The organism is Litorivivens sp. (genome assembly GCF_057445395.1).
Map to the genome: position 1 here is coordinate 25,729 of NZ_JBVBUV010000011.1, position 25,566 is coordinate 51,294.

Annotated in this window: 23 protein-coding genes; 4 read left to right on the forward strand and 19 right to left on the reverse strand. The window is 56.1% G+C overall.

What is annotated here, in order from left to right; all coding sequences use genetic code 11:
* The first annotated feature begins 139 nt into the window (after positions 1-139).
* Positions 140-982: a sugar phosphate isomerase/epimerase family protein gene (locus AC222A_RS05435; protein WP_372749040.1), complete on the forward strand. Its 843-nt coding sequence runs from the start codon at positions 140-142 to the stop codon at positions 980-982.
* 53 nt (positions 983-1,035) lie between these two features.
* On the opposite strand, the gene AC222A_RS05440 is transcribed toward AC222A_RS05435, so the two are convergent.
* The 5 genes from AC222A_RS05440 to AC222A_RS05460 form a co-directional block, all read right to left on the reverse strand.
* Positions 1,036-1,278, reverse strand: a complete 243-nt coding sequence (locus tag AC222A_RS05440; RefSeq protein ID WP_372749041.1) for a hypothetical protein — start codon at positions 1,276-1,278, stop codon at positions 1,036-1,038.
* 12 nt (positions 1,279-1,290) lie between these two features.
* On the reverse strand, positions 1,291-3,534 hold the full coding sequence (locus tag AC222A_RS05445) for a xanthine dehydrogenase family protein molybdopterin-binding subunit (protein ID WP_372749042.1): 2,244 nt from the start codon (positions 3,532-3,534) through the stop codon (positions 1,291-1,293).
* Positions 3,531-4,013, reverse strand: a complete 483-nt coding sequence (locus tag AC222A_RS05450; protein WP_372797798.1) for a (2Fe-2S)-binding protein — start codon at positions 4,011-4,013, stop codon at positions 3,531-3,533. Before AC222A_RS05450 ends, AC222A_RS05445 begins: the two co-directional genes overlap by 4 nt.
* 22 nt (positions 4,014-4,035) lie before the next feature.
* Positions 4,036-4,896, reverse strand: a complete 861-nt coding sequence (locus AC222A_RS05455; protein ID WP_486774725.1) for an FAD binding domain-containing protein — start codon at positions 4,894-4,896, stop codon at positions 4,036-4,038.
* A gap of 157 nt (positions 4,897-5,053) precedes the next feature.
* Positions 5,054-5,812 (reverse strand): prolyl hydroxylase family protein, encoded by a 759-nt coding sequence (locus AC222A_RS05460; protein ID WP_486774711.1) that lies wholly within the window; start codon positions 5,810-5,812, stop codon positions 5,054-5,056.
* A gap of 135 nt (positions 5,813-5,947) precedes the next feature.
* Between AC222A_RS05460 and modF the strand changes: the two genes are divergently transcribed.
* Complete coding sequence (gene modF, locus AC222A_RS05465; protein ID WP_486774712.1) at positions 5,948-7,396, forward strand: molybdate ABC transporter ATP-binding protein ModF; 1,449 nt, start codon at positions 5,948-5,950, stop codon at positions 7,394-7,396.
* A gap of 85 nt (positions 7,397-7,481) precedes the next feature.
* Here modF and AC222A_RS05470 read toward each other — a convergent pair whose 3' ends face one another.
* From AC222A_RS05470 to AC222A_RS05480, 3 genes are all read right to left on the reverse strand, one after another.
* Complete coding sequence (locus AC222A_RS05470; protein WP_372749915.1) at positions 7,482-9,161, reverse strand: MFS transporter; 1,680 nt, start codon at positions 9,159-9,161, stop codon at positions 7,482-7,484.
* Positions 9,162-9,260: 99 nt separating this feature from the next.
* On the reverse strand, positions 9,261-11,063 hold the full coding sequence (oadA, locus tag AC222A_RS05475; protein ID WP_372759225.1) for a sodium-extruding oxaloacetate decarboxylase subunit alpha: 1,803 nt from the start codon (positions 11,061-11,063) through the stop codon (positions 9,261-9,263).
* A 15-nt stretch (positions 11,064-11,078) separates the two neighbouring features.
* Positions 11,079-12,494, reverse strand: a complete 1,416-nt coding sequence (locus AC222A_RS05480; protein WP_372749789.1) for an acetyl-CoA carboxylase biotin carboxylase subunit — start codon at positions 12,492-12,494, stop codon at positions 11,079-11,081.
* 117 nt (positions 12,495-12,611) lie between these two features.
* Between AC222A_RS05480 and AC222A_RS05485 the strand changes: the two genes are divergently transcribed.
* Entirely contained in the window at positions 12,612-13,547 is a 936-nt protein-coding gene (locus AC222A_RS05485; protein ID WP_486774713.1) for a LysR family transcriptional regulator, read from the forward strand.
* 73 nt (positions 13,548-13,620) lie between these two features.
* Here AC222A_RS05485 and AC222A_RS05490 read toward each other — a convergent pair whose 3' ends face one another.
* The 11 genes from AC222A_RS05490 to AC222A_RS05540 form a co-directional block, all read right to left on the reverse strand.
* Entirely contained in the window at positions 13,621-13,917 is a 297-nt protein-coding gene (locus AC222A_RS05490; RefSeq protein ID WP_486774714.1) for a DUF6122 family protein, read from the reverse strand.
* A complete protein-coding gene (locus tag AC222A_RS05495) occupies positions 13,917-14,825 on the reverse strand; it encodes an alpha/beta fold hydrolase (RefSeq protein WP_372749181.1) in 909 nt (302 codons plus the stop codon). Before AC222A_RS05495 ends, AC222A_RS05490 begins: the two co-directional genes overlap by 1 nt.
* A 55-nt stretch (positions 14,826-14,880) precedes the next feature.
* On the reverse strand, positions 14,881-16,062 hold the full coding sequence (locus AC222A_RS05500; protein WP_372749185.1) for an acetyl-CoA C-acyltransferase: 1,182 nt from the start codon (positions 16,060-16,062) through the stop codon (positions 14,881-14,883).
* Positions 16,063-16,117: 55 nt separating this feature from the next.
* On the reverse strand, positions 16,118-17,035 hold the full coding sequence (locus tag AC222A_RS05505) for an SDR family NAD(P)-dependent oxidoreductase (RefSeq protein WP_372749182.1): 918 nt from the start codon (positions 17,033-17,035) through the stop codon (positions 16,118-16,120).
* Positions 17,036-17,046: 11 nt separating this feature from the next.
* Complete coding sequence (locus tag AC222A_RS05510) at positions 17,047-17,505, reverse strand: MaoC family dehydratase (RefSeq protein ID WP_372749183.1); 459 nt, start codon at positions 17,503-17,505, stop codon at positions 17,047-17,049.
* 161 nt (positions 17,506-17,666) lie between these two features.
* The gene (locus AC222A_RS05515; RefSeq protein ID WP_372749184.1) at positions 17,667-19,454 is read right to left on the reverse strand and encodes an acyl-CoA dehydrogenase; all 1,788 of its coding nucleotides are present in this window, start codon (positions 19,452-19,454) and stop codon (positions 17,667-17,669) included.
* A 181-nt stretch (positions 19,455-19,635) separates the two neighbouring features.
* On the reverse strand, positions 19,636-20,796 hold the full coding sequence (locus AC222A_RS05520) for an epoxide hydrolase (protein WP_372758775.1): 1,161 nt from the start codon (positions 20,794-20,796) through the stop codon (positions 19,636-19,638).
* Positions 20,797-20,829: 33 nt separating this feature from the next.
* On the reverse strand, positions 20,830-21,231 hold the full coding sequence (locus tag AC222A_RS05525; RefSeq protein ID WP_372750014.1) for a hypothetical protein: 402 nt from the start codon (positions 21,229-21,231) through the stop codon (positions 20,830-20,832).
* Between the two features lies 1 nt (position 21,232).
* On the reverse strand, positions 21,233-21,721 hold the full coding sequence (gene rimI / locus AC222A_RS05530) for a ribosomal protein S18-alanine N-acetyltransferase (RefSeq protein WP_372750015.1): 489 nt from the start codon (positions 21,719-21,721) through the stop codon (positions 21,233-21,235).
* Positions 21,694-22,440, reverse strand: coding sequence for a hypothetical protein (locus AC222A_RS05535; RefSeq protein ID WP_372750016.1), 747 nt, complete (start codon positions 22,438-22,440; stop codon positions 21,694-21,696). Before AC222A_RS05535 ends, rimI begins: the two co-directional genes overlap by 28 nt.
* A complete protein-coding gene (locus tag AC222A_RS05540; RefSeq protein WP_372758777.1) occupies positions 22,441-24,000 on the reverse strand; it encodes a 2-isopropylmalate synthase in 1,560 nt (519 codons plus the stop codon).
* Between the two features lie 226 nt (positions 24,001-24,226).
* On the opposite strand from AC222A_RS05540, the gene AC222A_RS05545 reads away from it, so the two are divergent.
* On the forward strand, positions 24,227-25,558 hold the full coding sequence (locus tag AC222A_RS05545; protein ID WP_372747396.1) for a succinylglutamate desuccinylase/aspartoacylase family protein: 1,332 nt from the start codon (positions 24,227-24,229) through the stop codon (positions 25,556-25,558).
* Positions 25,559-25,566: the final 8 nt, after the last annotated feature.

The following is a 25,566-nucleotide window of genomic DNA, read 5'->3' on the forward strand; positions in this document are numbered from 1 at the left end:
TTCGTAACACCGTCCTATATGCACTTATACTTATAGGTCGCGTTTTTACATCCGGTCAACTAATCAGTACACCTTATTCCGGATAGTTGTTTCGATAACCGGCCATTTCAGCCTCCATCAATGCAGCACAGAGCATGACATGAAAATTGGTATGAACCTGTTTCTCTGGACCACCCGAGTTACTGAGCAGCATTTCCCGCTGATAGAGCATCTCGCCAACAGCGGCTTCGATCTGATTGAGCTGCCCAACGCAGAGTATTCCCGGCATGAGATCAATGCGCTTCGCGGCCATCTGGACCAACTGGGCTTGGCCAGAACCGTTGCCACCCTGTGTCAGGAAGAGACGAACCCTATCGCGAACAACCCACAGGTACGGCAGCGCGCACTAGAGCAACTCCAGCGTGAGATTGATCTCACCGCACAACTGGGTGGCGAGGCCCTTATTGGCCCCATTCATTCGGCGCACAAGGTGTTTAGCGGGCAAGGGCCGAGTGACACCGAGATTGGCTACTGTGTTGAGTTCCTGCGAACCGCTGGCGAATACGCACAATCTGCTGGTATTGAGCTAAGCGTCGAGTTTCTTAACCGCTTTGAATGTTATTTCCTGAATACCAGTAAACAGGCGCAATCGCTGGTCAATGCTGTGGCTCTGGATAATGTTGGCGTGCTTTACGATACACACCACGCCCAGATTGAAGAACGCAATCAATATGATGCCCTTAGCGAAAGCATCGGCTGCATAAACCAGATTCATGTGAGTGAGAGTCACCGTGGAACGCCAGGTACAGGCACCGTGGATTGGTCAGGGGTATTCAGTGCGTTAAATCAACACCACTATAATGGACGCATCGTCATTGAAGCCTTCGGCAACACCGTGCCAGACATCGTGTCCGCCGTTAATATCTGGCGCAATAATTTCAGTTGCGAAGAAGAGGTGTACCGGGAAGGGCTGGCGTTAATTCAAAGTAAGCTGAGCTATTGATCAACCGACAAAATCAGCGCGGCCTCTGGTGAGTGTGGGTTTTGCGGTCAACATTAGCCTCCGGCAATCCGTCCCATAAATACCAACTCGCTGTCTGCCGCAAAGCGCTCCAAAAGCGGTCTCTGAATGATCATGCCGTCGATGGCGACGGCATATTTGTGCAGTCTTTCAGGAGACAACGCCGAATAGCGCGCGCACAGCTCCACGACCAATCCACGAAAATCCGACGCCACAACCTGCGTTTCTCGCTCGCCGGTAAGCTGTTGCAGATCGCTTGGAAAGATAACCCGCGCCATAAGAGATTTACCCTAGCTCATGGCCGCCAACAGTTTGGCGGGCGTGAGCGGCAAATCGCACACCGACGTACCGGCCGCCCTGTTTACGGCGGTCACCACAGCGGGCATTGGTGGCACAATAGGCACTTCGCCCACTCCGCGCACGCCGTAGGGATGCAGCGGGTTGGGCACCTCCACAATCTGGGTGTCGATCATGGGCAGATCTGACGCAACGGGCACCCGGTAATCGAGAAAGCCCGCGTTTTCCATCGAGCCGTCCGGGTTAAACATATACTCTTCATTTAACGCCCAGCCAATTCCCTGCACTGCACCACCCTGCATCTGCCCCTCGACGTAGGCCGGATGCACCGCCTTGCCCGCATCCTGAATGCAGGTAAATCGAGTAACCGTAACCTTTCCGGTTTCGGAATCAACCGCAGCGTCACACAGGTTTACTGCAAACGCCGGTTGCGCTGTATGGGCATTGAGGCGGGCAGTTACCGTTAGCGGCCCGCCAGTGGCGCCCGCCTGCATGGCCAATTCCTGCAACGTCAGTTGTTTTTCTCCGTCAGCGGCTACCGCTTTCCCATCACGCCAAGTCACCTGCTCCGGTTCGATCTGCCAGAGCTGGGCTGCGCGCGCCTTCATATCATCTACCAGCTGCTCAGCGGCCTGAATGACCGCGCCACCGGTGGCGAGCGTTGTGCGGCTACCACCTGTTACATCGCAAAAGCCGATAGAATCGGTATCCATTACAGCCGGCTGTATGCGATCAACGGGAATATCCAACACTTCGGCAGCCATCAGCGCCATCGACGCCCGTGAGCCACCAATATCAGGACTGCCGGTTAGCACTGCCACACGGCCGTCGTCGGCCACGTTGATGGTGGCACTGGACTGCATACCGGCATTGATCCAAAAGGCGGCAGCCACCCCCCTTCCCTGACCATCGCGCAATTGAGAACGATAGTGTGGATGGGCCTGCGCCGCTTCCAGACAGGCTTTAAGACCAATTTTCATAAACGGCATGCCGATAACGGTGACATCGCCTTCATCCATGGCATTGCGCAAGCGAAACTCGATCGGGTCGATACCCAATTTTTCCGCCAGTTCATTCATTACACATTCAACACCCACCGTGGGCTGCGGCAGCCCCGGAGCGCGATAGGCGTAGACGCGCGGTTTGTTGGTGACAACTTCGCGACCGAAACTGCGGATGTTGTCGCACTTGTAACAGGCCGTTGAAAACAATACCGCCGCCATCAGCGGGTGGCCACTGTAAGCCCCCGTGTCCATCAGGATATCGGTTTCAAATGCCGTAAGTCTGCCATCGTTAGTAACGCCGATTTTAACCCGGGTTTCGGCCGCCGCCGCCGGGCCAGTCGCGCGAAACACCTCCTCCCGGCTCATCACCATTTTTACCGGGCGACCGGATTTCTTCGCAAGCACGGTGGCAACCGGCTCCAGATAAACGGTGGTCTTGCCACCAAAACCACCACCAATTTCAGAGGGTGTCACTTTGATTTTTCCGACGTCCATTCCGGTGATGGCAGCTGTCTGGGCGCGAACAATGAATGCCCCCTGCGTACTACACCAAATATCGACCCGATCGTTCTCATCAACCTTCACCACACAGGCGTGAGGCTCAATATAGCCCTGATGGCACATGGGTACGGAATAGGTACGCTCAACGATGATATCGGCCTCGGCAAAGCCTTTGTCCAGGTCGCCACTGGCAAACTCAAGCTGGGTCCAGACGTTGGAGGGCTGTTCCGGCGGAGGCTCGACACCGTGCGTAATCAAATCTTCGTGTAGCAAGGGCGCATTTGGCTGCAACGCCTCATGCATATCCAGAACATGCGGCAACACCTCGTACTCAACCTTCACCAATTTCGCCGCCTCGTCAGCTACGCGTTGAGAGGTAGCCGCCACCGCTGCCACTGGCTGGGCGTGAAAATGTACCTTGTCCCGCGCCATCACCAACGGGACGATGTCTTTAACTTTAGTTTCTATTTCGCCGCCAGGGATGATCTTGTCACCAGGATCGGGCAGATCGTCACCCCCCATCACGGCAAGCACACCCGGCAGCTTTTCGGCGGCAGAAAAATCAATGGATTTAATCCGCGCGTGGGCATGCGGACTGCGCACCATGGCACCAAAAATCATGCCCTGCACATTAAGGTCAGCGCCGTAGCGAGCACGGCCAGTCACCTTGTCGGCACCGTCGGGCCGGATCGGGCGTGAGCCCACATATTTGAAATCGGTTTTTGCGTTCATACTTTAGCCCCCCGCATCTGTGCGCCCGCGTCGAGCACCGCGCGAATGATCTTGTCATAGCCTGTGCAGCGACACAGATTTCCCGCGAGCCAGTAACGGGCTTCTTCCTCACTGGGGTCAGGGTTTTTTTCCAACAGCGCTTTGGCAGCCACCACAATCCCCGGCGTACAAATGCCACATTGCAAAGCCGCGTGTTCCAGCAGTTTCTGCTGCACCGGATGCAACGCATTGCCCTCGGCAACACCTTCGACGGTAAGCACCGTTTTGCCCTCAACCTCAGCGGCCAGCACCAGACAGGCGCAGACGAGCGTTCCATCAAGCATTACGGAACAGGCTCCGCAATCGCCAGTTGTGCAACCCTCTTTGGTACCTGTCAGGTTAAGGTTTGTGCGCAATACATCTGACAGAACCTGCTGCGGCTCACATAAGAACTGCTCAGCTTGGCCATTGATCGTGGTCGAAACATGAATTTTCTTCAGTGGTGACATAAGATCCTGCCTCTTATACTTGGGCTTCAATACGGGCTTTGGCTTGAAGTGCAGCGCGCTTAACCAACACCCCTACCACCTGTTTGCGATACTCAGCGGTTCCGCGTTTGTCGCTGATCGGGTTGGCCGCTGCGCTGGCGGCTGCCGCCGCCCGGGTGAGAGCCGTATCATCGAGCTTACTGCCTAGCAGGGCATTTGCGGCCTCAGGCACCAGCAATGCCGTCGGCGCCACGGCGCCGATGGCAACACGCGCAGCGGTGCATTTTCCACTGGCGTCGAGCGTGAGGGATACACCAGCTCCCGCAATCGCAATATCCATTTCCGTGCGCGGAATCATCCGCAGGTAGGCATCACTCGTACGCGCGGCCGGTCGCGGAAAATCAATCGTCAGGAGAAACTCGCCGCGCGCCAGACAGTTTTTGCCGGGTCCGGTATTGAACTGCTCGACAGGCACCTGCCGGCTACCGCCCGATCCGACAATGGTGCAAACAGCGCGATTGACGATCATTGCCGGTACAGAATCCGCCGCCGGCGAGGCATTGCAAAGATTGCCGCCGGCGGAGCAGCGACCCTGCACCTGGCTCGAACCGATCATGTCCAGCGATTCGACAAAACCGGGATAAATGGCATTCAGTGCAGTATTGGCGCTTACCACCGCACCAGGAACAGCCGCCCCCAAACGCAAGCCCTGGGCAGACAGTTCAATCGACATCATTTCTGGAATATTCTTGATATCGATGATTCGGGTTGGCTGGCGTAACCCGAGCTTCATCTGAACGAGAAGGTCAGTTCCGCCAGCCAATACGTTCGCGCCCTCGCCATCACCCAAGGCTTTAATCGCCTCATCAACCGAAGCCGGCGCCAGATACTGCATCGCTTGCATACATCCTCCTCAAGAGGTCTTGTTTTTATAAGATCGTTCTGCAGTTTAATACCCTTATAAAGCACTAAGATCTGGAGATCTCTACCTTAGGTGCAGGTACATTCGCGTTTAACGTCAAAACGCCGCAGTTGTGCGGACTGGCCAACAATCACCATTCCATTAACAGGTCGGTACGAATAATGTATTTGGTGCCGGAAACAATCGGCTCGGAGCTGTGAACACAGTGCAGCGGGTGCGCACCGTGCGGAAAGCACAGCACGCCACCGGCCGGCGTGCGCACGTCCACTTCTGCCAACTCCGCAGCGCGCTGCGCAGGCCGGCGGCTGTCAGTCGCGTTCACCAGAAAACGCGTAGCACCGCCCTCATAATCACCATTGAGAAAAAGCAAAAAACTTGCCTGACTGTAGCGATCGTCATAGGCATTAGCAATCAACTCGCCATTGACCACCCGGCTGCCCGGCCAGGCACCGTCGCTGTGAAATCGAAAGTAGTCCTGTTCATTGTAGCGATAAAAGCGAAAGCGGGCGTTAAGCCCCATCGGTTTCCGGCTCTGATAGACCGCCACATCCCGACTTACCAGGTCCACGACACGCTGCCACAACACATCGTGAGTTGTATCATCGACCACCCAAACCACATTGTCGTTGTGACGCACCTCGCGCGGCAGCGACACAGCGGCGTCCTCCAGATAGCCCAGCGATTCACTCAATTGAATAAGTTGCAGGCACTCTTCCGGACTCAACACATTCAACAATTGATAGGCTGCCGGCACACCGGCCACCGGGACTCGCTCCACGGCTGTGGCGGGCGCCCTCGCCAACCCGGCCGGATTGGCGCAGTCATTGGCCCAGGTGGGAATAGCGGGGTTTTCGGCACCGGGTTCACGCGCTACCACATAAAACGACATGGTCAGGTCAATCACCTTCGCTGAATTTGGACACCCAGTGTAACGCAGTGATAGGCCGTGTGTTGATCTGGCTCGACTTGTTGCCCGCAGTTCAGCAACGTAAACTCCATCGCCTTTATCGGCATCAGCAGCATTATGAAACTGGAAAACATCAATATAGCCTACGGCCGACAGACAGTCGTCAGGGATATCAACTGGACACTTGACCCGGGCACCTGCTGGACTATTCTCGGCGCCAACGCCTCCGGCAAAAGTGCGCTTGCGCAAGTTCTCAGCGGCGCACTCAAACCCGTCAGCGGCCAAATATTACAGTCGCCGGAAAAGGTACTGTGGGTTTCTCTGGAATCCCAGCAAGCGCTCTACGAAGACGAACTCTACCGCGACGAAAGCGACCTGATTAACGAAGTGGACGAAGGCCGCACGGTGCGGCAATTGCTGGAAGAAATTTCGCCCTGGGATAGCGATCACGAGCACGCTTGCAAGGCACTTAATCTAGACCATCTGCTCGACCGCGGTTATCGCCGTCTTAGCAGCGGCGAGGGGCGCCGCACGTTGCTGGCACGCGCCCTGCTCGAAAAGCCCGATTTATTGATACTGGATGAACCCTTCGAGGGATTGGACCAGACTAACTACGCGCACCTGCACGAGGCACTCAATGCATTGGTAGATGCCGGTCAATGGCTTGTTCTGGTGGTGAATCAGACCGCACATATCATTGAAAAATGCCAACACATCGCTCTGTTGGATGAAGGCAAACTGGTCTATCAGGGCGAACGGCCAGCAGACCTCGAAGCAGTCTGGCGCCATCTGGATAATCACCGCGAAAGCCTGCCAGAACTGCCACCGCGCTCCGCCGAGTTCCAGTTACCCGCCTGGCCCGACGACAGGGCTTTGATCCGCATTGAGAATGGGTTTGTTCAATACGGCGACGATTATCAGTTCCGCGATTTCAGCTGGCAGCTGCTACCGGGAGAACACAGCCGAATTCACGGCCCCAATGGCTGTGGAAAATCCACTCTGCTCGGATTGATCACCGGAGATCACCCACAGTGTTATCGCAACACTATGCATGTGCTAGGTTTCCAACGCGGCAGCGGTGAAAGCATCTGGGAGATCAAAAAGCATATCGGCTATGTATCCGGGAGTCTGCACCGGGACTATCGCGCCTCAGCCAGTGCCCTAACGGTGGTCATTTCCGGGCTTACGGATTCCATTGGGGTGTATACCGCCGTTGGCGAAAAGGAAAAGGCACTTGCCATGGCCTGGCTGGACATACTGGATCTTACCGATCGCGCGCATACACCATTTCGCAGTTTGTCGATGGGACAGCAACAACTGTTGCTGATTGCCCGCGCACTGATAAAACAACCGCCGCTGATTATTCTCGACGAACCGACCGAAGGCCTGGACGACTTCAACCGTTTCTACGTATTAAAACTGGTCGAGAAACTGATCGCCGCGGGCGATAGCACTTTGCTTCTGGTATCACACCGGGGCGATGAAATTCTCACGTGCATCCAGCATACGCTCGAGTTCCGGGCGTGCGCGACGGAGAAAGTACGGTTTGAAATCGTAAAGACATAACCGTGCCCGACACCGCCCATTACTGAATCGGGTAGCAAGGGGCGCAGCTCGCCAAGTTTGGAACCCGCCCTGCAAACAGGGCCGATCAGTTCTGAATCTGCAATGTTTCGTCTCCGCGGTCCGGGACGTCATCGCTCTGCCGCACCGATCCAGCCGGACGATCCAGCCAGCGCAATACTTTAATCGGCTCCATACCGATCTGCAGCTGGGCCGCGCGACGATGCAGATCACTGTCTTCCAGCGTCCGACGATTACGCAGGCGCAAATAATCATGCCAGGTAGGACATGTGAAACGCTCGATCCATTGTTCCGGGTCAGCAATATTACGTGACAACGACCATTCATACGCGCCGTTGCGTGACCGCGCTTTCTGTTGCTCACGCATGATGTAATAAAAATCACGCGCCTTATCAGCCGGAATGCGGTACTGCAATTCAATTGTGATCGGGCCGCTGCGTCCACTGATACCAAGCTTCACTTCGGGATCATCCAAAGATTCTTCATCCAGCTCGGTGGAGTTATCCCGATCTGCGACAGGTAGAAAACGCCCCAATGCCATGGAAAAGATCAAGGTCGTCGCCGCAATTTGGAAGGCCACTACCACGCCATAGTCGCGCGCTACCAACCCCCAGACCCAGGAGCCGATTGCAACCCCCAGCGTAATCGCAGCGGTAGACGTGGCAATCGCCCGTCCCATCACCCAGCGCGGCACAAACAGCTGCACCATGACACTAATGGTGGTGGTGATCATCATCCACGCCAGACCAGCAACCAGCAAAGCGGCAAAATCAATCCACTGGGTGCGACTGTAGCCAAGTACAACCAGACAGCCGGCCACCGCAAGGGTGCATATCTGCAGCGTCTTTTCATTGCCAAAGCGATCGCGCATGGGCTGCAACACGAAGATGCCCGCCACCGCGCCCACTCCGAAAAAACCCAGCAAAAGACCAAACGTGCTGGCGGTGCCATTGAGCAGATCTTTTGCAATCAACGGCATCAGGGACGGCAGCGCCGCTCCCAACAGGCAAAGAACAAACGCGCGAGAGACTGCAAGTCGCACCGGCTGCATGTTAATCACATAGCGCACACCGGAGTTCACCGAGCGCAACAACCCCTCCGGTGGCAAACGGGAAATTTCCTTCTCCCGCTCCCAACGCCGCAGGGATTCCAGCATCGGTAGAAACGACAGCGTGTTTACGGCAAATGCGATCGTGGCACCAAAGGCAGCCACCAGCATACCCCCCACTGCCGGACCAACACTGCGCGCTAGGTTATAACTGATATTGTTGAGTGCCACAGCTTGGGGAATCAGCGCACTGGGCACCTGCTCGGCGACCGAGGCACCACGCGCCGGCGCGGCCAGCGCACCGCCAGTACCGACCAGAAAACATAACCCCAGCAAGACCCAGGGTGTCAGCAGATTGAACCAAGAGGCCGCCGTCATGATCGCCGCAGCTACCAGCGACAGCGTAAAGAAAACGATTTGAACCTTGCGCCGATCGTAGATATCGGCAATGGCACCGGCGGGCAGGGCAAACAGCGCCATCGGCAGAAAGGTCGCTGTCTGCACCAGCGCTACGTGATCTGCAGTCGAGATACTTGCCATAACCCAGGCAGCCGCAACACTTTGAATCAGGCCGCCAGCATTGGTAATGGTGTTGCTGAACCACATGCCGCGAAACGTCGTGTGATTCAGTGGCGAAAACACCCCCGCGCCGGCTTTCGCTGCTGTGCGCTCTGCGTTGGGGGTGTTTGTGTTAGCCATAAGAGCTCAATCCGCGTTCTTCATCCAGTGCGACTACTATAGTGAGATCACTCGCTGCTGAACAGTGGTGTTGAACAACTACGATATGCTGGGCATACCTCAAGCTTCAATTTCCACCAGAATTTCGCCCGGTGTTACGCGATCACCTTTGGCTACATGAATCGCTGTTACAGTGCCGTCTATGGTGGCTTGTACTTCGGCCTCCATCTTCATGGCTTCGGTCACCAGCACCGGCTGGCCGGCTTTAATTTCATCGCCAACAGACACCAGCACCTCAACAATGTTGCCAGGCATTCCGGTGGTCACATGGCCAGGTTTAGAGGCCTGCTTACGCCCACTGCCGCCTTCAGCCTGATATTCATTCATGGCTTCGAACACCACTTCTTGGGGCACACCGTCGAGTGTCAGGTAAAAATGGCGCTTACCGGTCCCTTTCACACCTACACCGGTAATTTCCACCTGATAGCTTTCGCCGTGCACATCAATGACAAACTCAGTGGGCGTACCGCCAACGGCTGCCTGCTGCCCCGCCTGCTCCACGGGCAGCAGGACTTCGGGTTCCAGAGTTCCAGCAGCGCGTTGCTCCAGAAAGGTCTTGCCCAGATCCGGAAACATGGCATAAGTCAAAACGTCTTCTTCGGAGCGGGCCAACTCGCCTATGTCGGCGCGCAGTTTGTCCAACTCCGCCGGCAACAGGTCGGCCGGCCGAACCTCAATCACTTCTTCACTGCCAACGGCCTTGCGCCGCAATTCTTCATTGACCACCCCCGGCGCCTTGCCGTAGTGCCCCATGAGATATCGTTTCACTTCATTGGTGATGGTTTTGTAGCGCGCACCGGCCAGTACATTCATCACGGCCTGGGTGCCGACAATTTGTGAAGTGGGCGTCACCAGAGGAGGGAAACCAAGGTCTTCCCGCACCCGCGGAATTTCCGCAAAAACCTCGTCGATTCGGTTGAGCGCACCCTGCTCTTTCAGTTGGTTGGCGAGATTGGACATCATTCCGCCCGGCACCTGATTGATCTGCACCGATACATCTTCGCGGGTAAATTCACTTTCAAACTGATGATACTTCTTTCTAACCTGCCAAAAGTGGCGCGCAATTTCATTGAGCAGCGTCAGATCGAGACCGGTGTCGTACTCGGTACCCTTGAGGGCCGCGACCATCGATTCTGTGGCTGGATGACTGGTGCCGTTAGCAAAGGCTGACAGCGCCGTGTCGATATGGTCGACACCGTTTTCAATCGCTTTCAGCTGGCACAAGGCCGCCAGGCCAGAGGTATTGTGGCTGTGCAAAAAGATCGGCAATTCCAGCTCGGCCTTCAACGCCCCGATCAGCTCACCGGTAGCAAACGGGGTCAGCAGCCCCGCCATATCCTTGATGGCGATGGAGTCGCAGCCCATCCCCGCCATCGTTTTTGCCTGTTCGACGAATGCCTGAACCGTATGCACCGGACTGGTGGTGTAGCACAGCGTGCCCTGTGCGTGTTTGCCGCTTTTCTTGACCGCCCTGATGGCTGTTTCGATGTTACGAACATCGTTCATCGCATCAAACACACGAAATACATCAATACCGTTTTCAGCAGATTTTGCGACAAAGGCTTCAACCACGTCATCGGCATAGTGGCGATAGCCCAGCAGGTTTTGACCACGCAGTAGCATTTGCAACCGCGTATTGGGTAGCGCCTCACGCAACTGCCGCAGGCGTTCCCAGGGGTCTTCTTTCAGAAAACGTACACAGGCATCAAAGGTTGCCCCGCCCCAAACTTCCAGCGACCAGAAACCCACGCTGTCGAGCTTGTCGCATACCGGCAACATATCTTCGGTACGCAAACGCGTGGCAATCAGCGACTGATGACCATCGCGCAAGACCACGTCGGTAATGTGTACAGGCTTACTCATGAGATTCTCCAACAATTAGACGCCGGCATAGGCGGCAATAGCAGTAGCGATAGCCAGGGCAATATCCTCTGGCCGGCTTTTTTCCGAGTACTGCATCAACTCCGGGTGTTGATCGACGAAACTGGTATCGAAACGACCTGAGCGAAAATCAGGGTGCTGCAGTATTTGCTGATAATAGGGCGCGGTGGTTTTGATACCTTGCAGACGCATGTCATTCAGGGCGCGCACAGCTCGATCCAGCGCATCTTCCCACTGCAGACTCCAGACAATGAGCTTCAGGCACATAGAGTCGAAATACGGAGGAATGTCGTAGCCGGTATAGATGGCCGTATCAACCCTGACTCCAGGGCCACCGGGCGCATAGTAGCGGCTGATCTTGCCAAAACTCGGCAGAAAATTGTTTTTTGGGTCTTCCGCGTTAATCCGCAACTGCAAGGCATAGCCCCGGTAACTGATGTCCTGCTGACGAAAGCCAAGTGGCAAACCGCTGGCAATGCGAATCTGTTCGCGCACGATGTCCACCCCAGTAATCTGCTCGGTGATGGTGTGCTCCACCTGCACGCGGGTATTCATTTCCATAAAGTAGACTTGATTGTCTGACAGCAGGAACTCAACCGTGCCAGCATTTTCATAGCCCACCGCCTCCGCGGCTGTAACTGCCAACTCTCCCACATAGGCCCTCTGCTCGGGTGTGAGCTGGGGTGACGGTGCAATTTCAATCAACTTTTGATTACGTCGCTGGATGGAACAATCGCGCTCATAGAGATGAACCACGTTGCCATGGCTGTCTGCCAGCACCTGCACTTCAATGTGCTTGGGGTTAACGATGCATTTTTCCAGAAATACATCGGCATTCCCGAACGCTTTGGTAGCTTCGGATATCACACGCTCATAATTACGCTCGAGTTCGGCTTCGTTGTCGCAGCGGCGAATACCCCGGCCACCGCCGCCCGACGTTGCCTTGAGCATCACCGGATAACCAATACGCTCGGCTTCCTGCTTGGCCTCGGCCACGTCTGCGAGGTTACCCTCACTTCCGGGCGTCACCGGAACACCGGCCTTGACCATGGCCTGACGGGCCTGGGTCTTATCGCCCATACGATGTATCACGTCCGCCGACGGTCCAATAAACAGAATGCCTCGCTGCGCACAGATACGCGCCAGCTCGGCGTTTTCCGACAGGAACCCATAACCGGGATGCACCGCATCGCAACCTGTTTCAACCGCCAGGTTCACAATGTGGTGCGGATTGAGATAGCCCGCCAGCGGGTCACTGCCCAGACTGTGGGCCTCGTCAGCCCGCTTCACATGCAGGGCGTAACGATCCGGGTCGGTGTATACCGCCACCGAGCGGATATTCATTTCGGCGCAGGCTCGGACGATGCGGACAGCTATCTCGCCCCGGTTGGCGATCAGAATTTTTTTGATCATGCGGCTCTCGATAATCGAGTGAATCAGGCACCCACCCTAAGACATTCCACCGGAAAGGAAAAATTGATATTAATGTGATTTACTATAAGCAATTACTTATAGACAAATGACATTGCCGTGCAGCCCTCATTTCTTCATCGCCTGACTCTGCGCCAGATCGAAATCTTTCTAGCAGTCTGCCGTCTCCAAAGCTATTCGCGCGCCGCTGAGGATCTGGCCCTGACACAACCTGCCGTCAGCGCGCAGATACGACAGGTAGAACAGGTGGTCAACGACACACTGTTTGACTACGTTGGAAAACAGCTACTGATCACACCGGCAGGCAAACTATTGGAACGCGCCGCCCGCGATCTGCAACAACGCCTGGTCAGCCTAGAGATGGAGCTGGCTGAATTGAAAGGTGAAGTGCGCGGCACACTGTCCATCGCCGCCGAAACCAGCGCCCAGTATTTTCTGCCCAGCGTGATAGCACCGTTTCTACAACAAAACCCCGCCATCGATGTGCAGCTCGCCTTCGGCAACCGGGCGCAGGTACTGAAACGCCTCGCGGACAACCGCAACGAACTGGTGATTACCGGCTCTCCGCCCAACGACCGCACCTATCAATTTGCCCCGGTGCGCGACAATCCCTTGCTGGCCGTTGCAGCACCCGCCCACCCACTGACCGGGCGACAGCCGCTGAGCTTTCTGGAACTGATGCAGCAGACCCTGCTATTGCGCGAGCCCGGATCCGGCACTCGGCTAGCCATAGAAGACTACGCTGCCACACGGGCTGTGAAGCTGTCCCGGACTTTACAGCTGGGCTCGCTGGAGGCTATCAAGAGCGGGGTAATGCAGCAGCTTGGCGTCAGCATTCTGCCCAGCGATGCTTGCCATCGTGAAATCGCCCACGGCGAGCTGGTTGCGTTGACTGTGGAAGGCTTTCCCTTGCGACGCTCCTGGTGCGCACTCAACCATCGGCGGCGCCAGCTAACACCCGTTAGCGCGCGCTTTCTGGACCACTTGCTGCAACACGGCATCGGCCCGACAACCGCCACCAATCCGACAAGGTAAAGCGCGACCAGCGAGCGGCCTAGCATCACCACAAATCGGCAACCAGCAAACGAAAAAGAAAGCCCCGGCGGAATTACTGGGTCAGGCAATCGACCCCGTCAAGGATCATGTGAATACTCAAACCCAAGCCCACCAAACGAGTGCGTGGCAGGAAACACAAGGCCAGATACAGAGGAAAAACCACCGCCTGATGCAAGGGGTGAAAACCAATACTGCAGCGCTGCGGGTCGTACACGGGCTCTGCCAGTAGATGATCAACATCCACCAGCATGGTTGCCAGCATAATCAGCAAGGCTCTGCGCCAATTGCTGCGATAGAAAACCACCGCAACCAGCAATGGCACCATCACATGCAGCACCAAATGCAGCATCAGTTAGCGACAGCAGCGCCAGCGTGCCCCGCAATCATTTCGACAAAATCCGACAACAACGGCTCGGGCAGATCATGCCCCATGCCATCAATCACCTCGAGACGGGCACCCGGAATATGTCGTGCGGTATCTTCGCCACCCTCGACTGGCACCAGCGCATCGTCCCTGCCATGAATCACCAATGTCGGTGCAATAATGCGCTTGAGTTCATTCACGCGACTGCCGCACGCTGCGATGGCCGCCAACTGACGGGCCGTGCCTCCGGGGCAGTAACTGCGGCGATAGCCGGCCAATAATCGAGCACGCAGGGCCTCATCATTGGGAGGGTATGCGGGGCTGCCTATCAGGCTCCAGGTTCGCATCGCGTTGCGCAGGTAGTCTTCCTCGCTGCGTGCAGCGGGCGTCATCAACACTTTTAGCACCTCAGCTCTGGGCTGAGGTAATTGGCGCGCACCACTGGTGGACATGATCGAGGTAAGACTGGTTACCCGCTCCGGATACAGCGCTGCAACCAATTGCCCGATCATTCCGCCCATCGACGCACCCACTACATGAGCTGCACCAATCTGCAAAACGTCAAGTAAATTGACCACATCACTTGCCATATCCCGCAACTGGTAAGGCACTTTGACTGACAACCCGAGTTTGCGGCTGATCAACAACTTCAGCGGACCGGGCGCGCGCTGGTGCTCAAATTTTTGTGAAAGGCCGGAATCCCGGTTATCAAATCGAATCACTCGATAACCTCGTTCAGCCAAGCCCGCACACAGCGGGTCCGGCCAACTGATCATCTGCATGCCAAGCCCCATAATCAAAACCAGGGCGGGCTGTTCAGCGTCACCAAACTCCTGAACATTCAGGGTAAGGCCGCCGACATCAACAAGACGCTCTTCCGACACTTTACTCATTTATTGCGATCCTTCAGCGAATGGGCGCCAGCCAATGCTGGCGCCGCCTCGATGCTTATACCACCTCAAACAAGCCAGCAGCACCCATGCCGCCGCCGACACACATGGTGACAACAACATACTTCACACCGCGACGCTTGCCTTCAATCAGCGCGTGCATGACCATCCGTGCACCGCTCATGCCGTAAGGGTGACCAATGGAAATAGCGCCACCGTTAACGTTCAGGTTCTCGTTGGGAATGCCCAGCTTATCGCGACAGTAGATAACCTGCACCGCAAAAGCTTCGTTCAGCTCCCACAGGCCAATGTCATCCATTTTCAGACCGGTGCGCTGAAGCAGTTTGGGGATCGCGTAGATAGGGCCAATACCCATTTCATCCGGCTCACAACCCGCAACAGCCATACCGCGATAAATACCCAGCGGCTCCACATTGCGCTGTTCGGCCAGCTTGCTATCCATCATGACAACCGCAGCGGCGCCATCAGAAAGCTGAGAAGCATTGCCCGCCGTGATAGACCCGCCGTCGCGAACGGCTTTCAAACCCTGCAGGCTTTCCAGTGTAGTCGAAGGACGGTTACCTTCGTCCTTGGTCAGGGTCACCTGTTCTTCACTGGTCTCACCGGTTTCCTTGTTCATTACCAGCTTGGTTGCGGTTACTGGCACGATTTCATCGTCAAACTTACCGGCTTCCTGTGCCGCAGCAGTGCGCTGCTGGGATTGCAGGGCATACTCATCTTGCGCATCACGAGAAACGTTATAACGATTGGCGACCACCTCAGCGGTATCGAGCATGCCCATATAAATGTGCGGTGCATTGCCAATGGATTTCGGGTCAACCATGCGGTGCACATTCATGTGCTCGTTCTGCACCAGCGAAATGGATTCGCAGCCACCTGCAATCAGCATCGGCGCACCATCCATAACGATCTGTTTGGCGCCGGTGGCAATTGTCATCAAACCCGATGAGCACTGACGATCAATGGTCATACCGGAAACGCTGACCGGCAAGCCCGAGGCCATGGCAACGTGACGCGCCAGGTTCGCGCCCTGACTACCCTGTTGCAGCGCCGCACCAAATATACAGTCGTCGATTTCGTTCGGATCAACCCCGGCACGCTCAACGGCGGCCTGCACTGCAAAAGAAGACAGCGATGGAGCTTCCAGATTATTAAATGCACCACGGTAGGCTTTGCCAATTGGGGTGCGAGCAGCAGATACAATAACAGCGTCTTTCATTATTCCCTTCCTAAACAGGTCTGTGACGCCCCTCCGCAGGAGAGGCACCTAATTATTACTTCAGTGATTCCAGGTAAGCCTGGGCTTTGAGCAGAAACTTCTCTGACTGCTTCATGCCCGCTTCGATGGTGCCTTGGCGGCCAGTATCATTAATGGCTTCCCAGTTGGCCAGCACACCTTCAGGCGTTTGGTCTTGCGGCGCCAGATACACACCATCGGTTTCAAACACGCGCGCACTGGCATAGCCACCACCACCTGCCGCAAGAATCATGCGGTTGGGGGCATCGTCGTGACACAGGGTCAGAGCGCCGGCGGTAACTGCTTCAGGCACCAGCATGTCGAGTATTTCCTGAGGCATCAGATCTTCAGTCATACGCGTAGCGGCGGTCGGCGCCAGTGCATTGGTGCGCACATTGTATTTAGCGCCTTCAAGGCCCAGCGTATTCATGAAGCCAACAACGGCCATTTTCGCCGCGCCATAGTTGGTCTGACCAAAGTTTCCGTACAGGCCACTGGAGGATGTCGTCATAACGATGCGGCCATACTCCTGTGCCTTCATGATTTCCCAAACCGCCTTGGTGCAGTTCACGGATCCCATCACATGAACATCCATCACCAACTGGAAGTCCGCCAGATCCATTTTTGAAAAGGATTTGTCGCGCAAAATACCAGCGTTATTGATCAGAATGTCAACGCGGCCCCACTTGTCCATGGTCTGCTTGACCATGTCTTCGACTTCAGCCATCACCGCCACATTGGCGCCGTGCGCGATGGCTTCACCACCCTTGGATTCAATCTCAGCCACCACCGCTTTAGCGGCATCAGAAGAGGCACCACTGCCATCACGGGCACCGCCCAGATCGTTAACCACCACCTTGGCGCCGCGCGCGGCCAGCTCCAGTGCATGTGATTTACCCAGACCGTTACCGGCACCAGTAACAATGGCGACTTTGCCATCAAAACGTACAGACATTGATTTCTCCTTTATGCGACAACTTGAACGGTGAGCCACTCGGCGATCAGCGCCGGCTTGTCTTCACCTTCTATTTCTACGGTAACTTCAGATTTCATTCGGAACTGCCCCGGCTTGGTCTCGTCGATAGCCACTACCCGCGCATTGGCACGGATGCGTTTACCCACTCTCACTGGCGCCAGAAAACGCACCTTATCGAAACCATAGTTGATACCCATTTGCATACCATCAATCACGAGACTGTACTGCTCAGAAAAATGTGACAGCAGAGACAGACTTAAGAAGCCGTGGGCGATTGGCCCACCAAAAGGCGTTTGCGCGGCTTTTTCCGGATCTACGTGAATAAACTGATGATCAAGCGTGCAGTCGGCAAACTGGTTTACACGATCCTGAGTCACTTCCAACCAGTCCGACGGGCTCAGCTCTTTGCCAATCCAGCCTTGAAGGTCTTCTTTTTTTACGACTTGCATGCGTGCTTCTCCTTATTGATTGGGGAATTCCCTAAGCGTACTCCCCTCTCGATGAAAGAGGGGATTATAAAACGGTATCGCTCCTGAGTACTGTCACCTTAATTACACAACAGCTACACGACAGGTACGCGAAAGTGACGTAAAGGGGCGCAACACCCTATTTAAAACCACTCATCCTGCATATCCAGGCAAGTACTGTCCAAATCTCGAAGAACCTTAGACCACACCTCGATCAGCGGCAGTTCATAGCGGAAAAAGTAGCGCATCGCCTGCAGCTTGCCCTGATAGAAACCGGGGTCGGATCCGAGTTTCTGCTGGGCAATCAGGCCCTGCTTCAACCACAACCAGGCGATAACGACATGACCAAACATATCGAGGTATTTCACCGAATTGGCCAGCGCCAGATCAATGGGCTTTTCCATCATCGCGCCCAGCAGGCTTTCTGTGGTTTTCTGTAAGGTCGCCAGTGCATCGGTCAGCTGCGCCGCTTCAGCAGCCAGCTCTCCGCCTTCGGCCTGACTGATCGTCTTCTGAATCTCGGCAAGGCAGGCTTTGTAGCCGGCGAGATTATTCATCGGTACTTTGCGCGCCAGCAAATCCAGCGACTGAATACCCGTTGTGCCCTCGTGAATGGGATTCAGGCGGTTGTCGCGGTAGAACATTTCTACCGGATGCTCGTTGATGTAGCCGTGACCGCCCAATACCTGAATCGCCAAGTCGTTGGCTTCCGGCCCGTATTCCGACGGCCAGGATTTGATCATCGGCGTGAGAAAATCCAGCAACAGGTGTGCCTGCTGTCGCTCTTCTTCCGTGGGTGCCGTCTTTTCGTCATCCGCCAATTGTGCCCCGAGCAGACATAGCGCAAACCCGCCCTCTGCGAAGGCCTTTTGGGCCAACAGCATACGCCGCACATCGGCGTGTTCAATGATATTCACCGGCGGTGAATTGGGGTCTTTCTGGGAGGGAATACGGCCTTGCGGGCGTTCGCGGGCATAGTGCAGCGAATATTGATATCCGGTCAGCGCCATGACTGCCGCACCGGTTCCCACCATAATCCGGGCTTCGTTCATCATATGGAACATATAGGAAAGCCCTTTGTTTTCCTCGCCCACGAGGTAGCCGACAGCCCCGTCTTTTTCACCAAAGCTCAAGGCGGTAGAGGTCTGCCCCCGACCACCCATCTTGTGGAAAAGACCAGCAAGCGCCACGTCGTTGCGCTCACCCAGCGAGCCGTCCTCATTGACCAGAAACTTAGGCACAATGAACAGCGATATTCCCTTCACACCTTTCGGCGCCCCTTTCACCCGCGCCAGCACCAAATGAACAATGTTCTCGTTCAGTTCATGGTCACCACCGGAGATGAAAATCTTGGAGCCGGTAACGCGATAGCTACCGTCATCTGACTTCACCGCCGAGGTGGTCAGATCCGCCAGGCCAGAGCCCGCACCGGGCTCTGTCATGGCCATGGTGCCAGCAAAACGCCCTTCTCGCATGGGACGCACCCAGGTCTCAATCTGTTCCTGCGTGCCATGAGCTTCGATCAGGTTGCAGTTGGCGTTGGTCAAACTCAAATAACCCAGCGTTGTGCTGCCTGCGGCTGTCAGGTAGGCAGAGGCTGCCGATGCGACAATCGGTGGCAGTTGCATACCGCCCAGCTCATAGTCAGCTGTCGCTGACACAAAGCCGGCCTCTGTCGCCGCATCAACCGCTGTTTTTATTTCCGGGATCATGTGCACTTTTTCGCCGTCGAAGGTCGGCTGGTCGGTATCGACCTTCTGGCGAATTGGAATGAAATACTTTTCCGCAATCTGACGGCCGGTATCGATGGAGGCATTAAAGGTTTCGCGGCTATGGTCGCTATAGCGAGGCCGCTCAGTCAGGGCTTCTGCGTCGAACAGCTCATAAAGCATAAACTGCAGATCACGTTCGCTGAGTATTGGTGCTGCCATGGTGTCCCCTAACGATCAGAATAAACGAGCCGCCTATTCTGTCTGCTGGGGCCTGGCGCGTACACGACATGGCATGTCAGTGGACGCGCTGGGTCCTGGAGGGTCCTGGAGAGTCCAGACGTGTCTTCAACCGACAGGGCACAAACCGTTAAATGCCCGCCCTGCGGGCGTTTGCCGCCGATTAGGCAGGCAAATCGCCTCGCGTCTGCAGGGCCTGAGCGAAACGCCAGAGCTCTTCAGCAAACACCTGCGGTTGCTCCAGCGCGGCGAAGTGGCCACCTTTCTCCGCTTCAAACCAGTGTATGAGATTGTAGCTCGCCTCAGCCCATGCCCGTGGCGGCCGCACCAGTTCACCGGGATAAATAGTGGCTCCAGTGGGCAGTTTCACCCGCTGCACCGTGTCTTTGTGTCGGCGATGCTCGTAATAAAGCCGCGTCGATGAGGTAATGGACTGCGTAAACCAGTACAGGGATATATTGGTCAGTAAGCGGTCCCAGCTCACCGCATTGCGAATGTCGCCATCGCAGTCCGTCCAGCTGTAAAACTTTTCGGTAAGCCAAGCACACAAGCCTACCGGCGAATCATTCAGCCCATAGCCGAGCGTTTGCGGCCGCGTGGCCTGCAGCTTGTAGTAACCCATCCCTTCTTTGGCAAAGGCGGCATCGCCCTGCAGCCGCTGTCGCTCCTGCTCGCTGACTCCGGCCATAGGATCGCCGTCTGCCGGCGGCCCGGCCAGCAACATATTGAAGTGCACACCTTTACAGTGTTGTGGGTCAAGATCGGCTAACTGCCGGGTAATCATGGCTCCCCAGTCGCCACCCTGGCACAAGTAGCTGTCATAGCCCAACAGCGCCATCAATTTGCTGTGCCGCTCGGCAATGGCGCGGGTGTGCATGCCCGGTGACTTGGCGGCCTCTGAAAAAGCATAGCCGGGCAGTGAAGGCGCAACCACATGAAACGCGTCTTCAACGCGACCGCCAAATTTTTCCGGCTCCAGCAGGCGCGGCAGCACGTCGAGGAACTCCACAATAGAGCCCGGCCAGCCGTGGTTAATCAACAAGGGAGTGGCGTTTGCGTGGGGTGAACGCTGGTGAATAAAGTGCGTGGTAAGACCGTCGAACGCCAGCGTAAACTGGTTGTAGCGATTCAGCGCCGCTTCCTGCTGGCGCCAATCGAAATCGTGCCGCCAGTAGTGCACTAGTGCTTGCAAGGTAGCCAGGTCGGTGCCGTAAGCCCAATCTGAGGTATTAAGCTGATCTGGCCAGCGAGCTCTGTCTAGGCGCTGATGCAGATCGACAATGTCATCGTCGCTAATCGCAACTGTAAACGGTTTGGGTGCCATGCGTTCTTCCATCGGATTGTACGGCGCCCCGGATTAGGAGGTTTCCTTAAGCGACAGCGTGTCCAGAATCTGGTCCACCACTTCCCGATCCATCATCCGGTTTTCAGGATCGCAGTCGTAACTTACCAAAAGCAGACAGTGCTCGCTGCCCAGATACCACTCACGCACCCAGTCGTCACCGTCGACAAATTCCTGATAGAAACCATCGAAATCGCCCAGCATCGTCGGTTCAACCGACTTGAGGTTTACATCCAGAGATTCCAGCAATGCGTGAATACCGGCCTCGATATCGCGTTCACCGTCGGTAATCAGAGAGGTCAGGGTGATCACACCGACTTCGTCCGGGTCCGTAATGACAATGCTGTCGTCATCCTGATCAACTACCCAGTCCTCCGGCAACGACAGAAACCACCAGTCGGTTTCCAATTCACGCATGCTACTGCTCCTTCCGTTGTAATTGGCAGAGCAAAACCAGCGCGTCTTCACGCCCGCCTGCCACTGGGTAATAATTTTTGCGCTCGCCAATACTGGCAAAACCGAGCTTTTTGTATAGCGCCAACGCAGCCGTATTTGAACGCCGCACTTCCAGAAAACAGTGTTTCAGATGTTGTGCAGCAAACGCTGCAAGACAGTGCTGCAACAGGTGGCTGGCATAGCCCCGCCCCTGACAGGCTGCAGGCACCGCGATATTCAGCAGGCTTACCTCATCGCAGACCACAGAAAATGCCGCGACCGCCAGTAATTCATTGTCTGCAACCAGTTTGTAGCATAAATCCTGCTCCAGGCTGCTTTTCCAGTCTGCCTTGCTCCAGCAGTATGGCCCAGCGCTGCGTTCCAGTGTCATTACCGCGTCGAGCTCGTCGACGCCCAGCGTATCCACCTCTGGCGAGGAAAGGCTCAGCCCCATGCCTGCAGGCTCTGCCACAGTGCCCGTTTCGCCAGTGGGTTCATCAGAAAATGGGATACGCTGTGACTGCTCAACACTCGACAATGAGAATAATCACCCGCACCAAAGTCTGCCGCTTGTTCACCCAGCAGCAGTATTCGGGGAATTGCATGGCGTTCACAGTTGGCCTGCACCGCTGCCGTGACGGCCTCGCGTGCCGCTGTGGCGCCCTGTTCAATCTGGGCATTGCCTACCAGAGGCCAGCGAAACAGGTGATGGTGAAGGCTGTCTTTGATGCTCCCTTCCCATTCTCCGTCCAGACGCGATATTGCCAACAGCAGGTTGGCCGTAAACCGCACAATTGCGGGCTCTGGTGTGGCCGCAGGTGAGCTGTCAACAATCATGGCAAGACCGGCCACCTGATAAAATCGCAGGGTGAACTGAAGCCTTTCTTGCGGTTTTGCTTCGGCTGTTGCTGGCTTTGTGGCTGCCGCTGTCGGCGCCGATTTTTCGCGCGGCAGCAGGTCTTTCAGCAAGGCTTCCCTATTGATCTCGGGCGCCGCAGACGTGGCAGGCCGCACAGAAACCGGTTCCACGCCAGCCGCTGGCGGGCCTGCATCTGTAGTCACCGGCTCTGGCAGGGTTTCACACAGTACCGGCGGCGGCGCGCCTGGCAAAGCGATACGCGGGAAGAAGCTTTCCACGCCCATCGCGTCCAGATAGGCGAGTCGCTTGCCTTCCGGTAGTTGCTGAAACATTTACACGCCTTCTTTCTGGGGGTGAGTGCGCATAATACCGGATGCCAGCAAATTCAGGGCATTGAGGTAGGCTTTGACCGAGGCCACGATGATATCGGTATCGGCGCCGTTGCCATTCACAATCACATTATCTTTTTCCAGACGCACCGTCACTTCTCCCTGAGAATCAGTGCCCTGGGTGATCGCGTTGACCGAATATAGCTTGAGGGTGGCACCGCTATTGGCCAGCTGCTCGACCGCCTTAAAGGCCGCATCTACCGGACCATCACCTTCAGCCTCGACAAACTCTTCGCTGCCATCGACCGCAATTCGCAATTTGGCCTGTGGTTTCTGCCCGGTACGAGAATGGGATTCCAACCCAACGAAGCGGTATTTCTCCCCAGAATCAGCCGGTACAACTTCGCTGACCAGCGCCTGCAGGTCTTCATCAAAAATTTCGTGTTTCTTGTCGGCCAGATCCTTGAACCGGGTGAAGGCGTCGTTAAAGGCCTCATCGCTGGCAAAGCTGATACCCAGTTCCGTCAGACGGGCTTTAAACGCGGCACGACCGGAGTGCTTGCCCAATACCAGTTTATTGGTATTCCAGCCTACATCCTCAGCCCGCATGATCTCGTAGGTTTCACGGTATTTGAGCACGCCATCCTGGTGAATGCCGGATTCGTGGGCAAACGCATTGGCGCCAACAATAGCCTTGTTGGGCTGCACCGGGAACCCGGTCACCGTCGACACCAATCGCGAGGTCGGTACGATCTGGGTGGCATCGATCCGGGTTTCAACCGGAAAGACGTCGGCCCGGGTGCGCACCGCCATCACAATTTCTTCGAGCGAGGCGTTGCCCGCTCGCTCACCCAAACCGTTAATGGTGCACTCGACCTGACGAGCACCTTCCAGCACCGCAGCCAGAGAGTTGGCTACTGCAAGCCCCAGATCGTTGTGGCAATGCACGGAAAACACTGCCTTGTCGGCATTGGGTATCGCCTGCATCAGGCGGCCAATCAAACGTCCATACTCCTGAGGCTCAGCGTAACCCACCGTGTCGGGCAGGTTGATGGTGCTGGCTCCCGCGGCAATGACCTGCTCAATAATTCGGCACAGGAAATCAAACTCGGAGCGAGAGGCATCCTCACAGGAGAACTCTACGTCGTCGGTCAGATTGCGGGCGGTCTGCACGGCACGCACGGCCTCGCTGACCACCTGATCCGGTTTCATCCGCAGTTTATAGTCCATGTGAATGGGCGAGGTGGCTATAAAGGTGTGAATACGCGACAGCGCAGCAGGCTTGAGGGCTTCACCCGCGCGCTCGATGTCTTTAGTGGCAGAGCGCGCCAAAGAGCAGATCCGGCTGGTTTTGACCGCCTCTGCAACCGCCTTAACTGACTCAAAATCACCCTGACTGGCAATGGCAAAGCCGGCCTCGATCACGTCGACACCCATTTTTTCGAGCATTTTGGCGATGCGCACCTTCTCGTCTCGTGTCATCGACGCGCCGGGGCTCTGCTCGCCATCTCGCAAGGTAGTATCAAATATGATCAGTGAATCTTTGGCCTGCTCGTTCGCCATTACCTTCTCCCGCCAGAGTCCTTATGTACTGTTAGGCTATTTTCACACAGAATGCGTGTAAAGCAGAGGGCGATATCGTCCTTGATCGGGCAAGAGCACGGATTCAAGCCATTGTAGACAAACCGAAAGTTCCATTGATACACGTGCATATTTCGCAAATTCTTCACAGCAGACCTATAACACTTAGGATAAAGTGCGCACACATTCACTCAGGGTAAAGTGGTTTATGATTCGACTCCATCGCGGTCTCTTGTTCGGCAGTGCGCTGCTGGCCAGCTTAAGCTGGGCAACTGAGCGTGTTTCTGACGTTGAACCCATCAAGCCCGAGCTCCCTATAGATCGCTCTACCCAGCGCCCTCTGCTGGGCAAGCCCATCACGCCTGGCATTCTGGATCGGCGCGCGTGGTCTGCGGGCCAACCCCTATCCGGGCTGGCTCTTCCCACGCCAGTACTGATTGCGGCGGGCAACACACCCGGCCCAACCATGTGTCTGACCGGCGCCGTTCACGGCGACGAGCTCAATGGGGTAGAGATTATCCGGCGCATCATGTTCGCACTGGATACCGAGAATCTGACCGGTACGGTGATTGCAGTACCCATCGTCAACCTCTACGGTTTTCAGCGCAACTCACGCTACCTGCCCGATCGCCGCGACCTCAACCGCTATTTTCCCGGCAATCCCACCGGCAGCTCCGCCGCGCGCATCGCTCACCACTTTTTCCAGGATGTGATTAGCCACTGCCATGCATTGATCGACATTCACACTGGCTCGTTCCACCGCACCAACCTGCCCCAGCTGCGGGCAGACCTGAGCAACCCAAAGGTAGCGAAGCTGAGCCAGCTGTTTGACAATTTTGTGGTACTGCACAGTGTTGGCGCTGTGGGCACGCTGCGACGTGCGGCCGTGGAAGCAGGCATTCCAACCGTTACCCTTGAAGCTGGCGAACCACTCTACCTGCAGCCGGAAGAGGTGGCCCAGGGGGTGCGAGGCGTACTCTCTGCGATGCGTGGTTTTGGCCTGATGGGCGAATACAACAAGGTCGCCTCGGATCAGAAGGTGTTCTTCGAATCAATCTGGCTGCGCGCAGATCAAAGTGGCGTATTGTTCAGCGAAGTGAAAGTGGGTGATTCGGTTAAAAAAGGCGAGATACTCGGCTCCGTGACCGATCCCATTACCAACCGCAGCACGGTGATCCGCGCCAAAGCCAAGGGCACCATCATAGGTATGGCCCTGAACCAGATGGTGATGCCAGGTTTTGCGGCCTATCACCTTGGCCTGCACAAGACCGAAGGCGCCGCCGTTGACAAGGCTGCCGAGGGCGCCGCAGATGCGGCACTGGAAAGCGTGCGCAAGGTTGTGCATGAAGTCGCAAAAGAAGCGGCCGCAAGCGCCAGTGAAAGCGGGGATGATCCACAGGCCGTGAATGAGGCGGCGCGCAAGGCCGCCGAAGAAGCCACTAAATCCGTGATTACCAAGCCGCTGCCGGTACGCGGCAAGGGGGAGGACACCTCCGAAATGGAGCCGCCCGCCCCCGAACCCGACGATCACCCAGAGTAAGGAGGAGC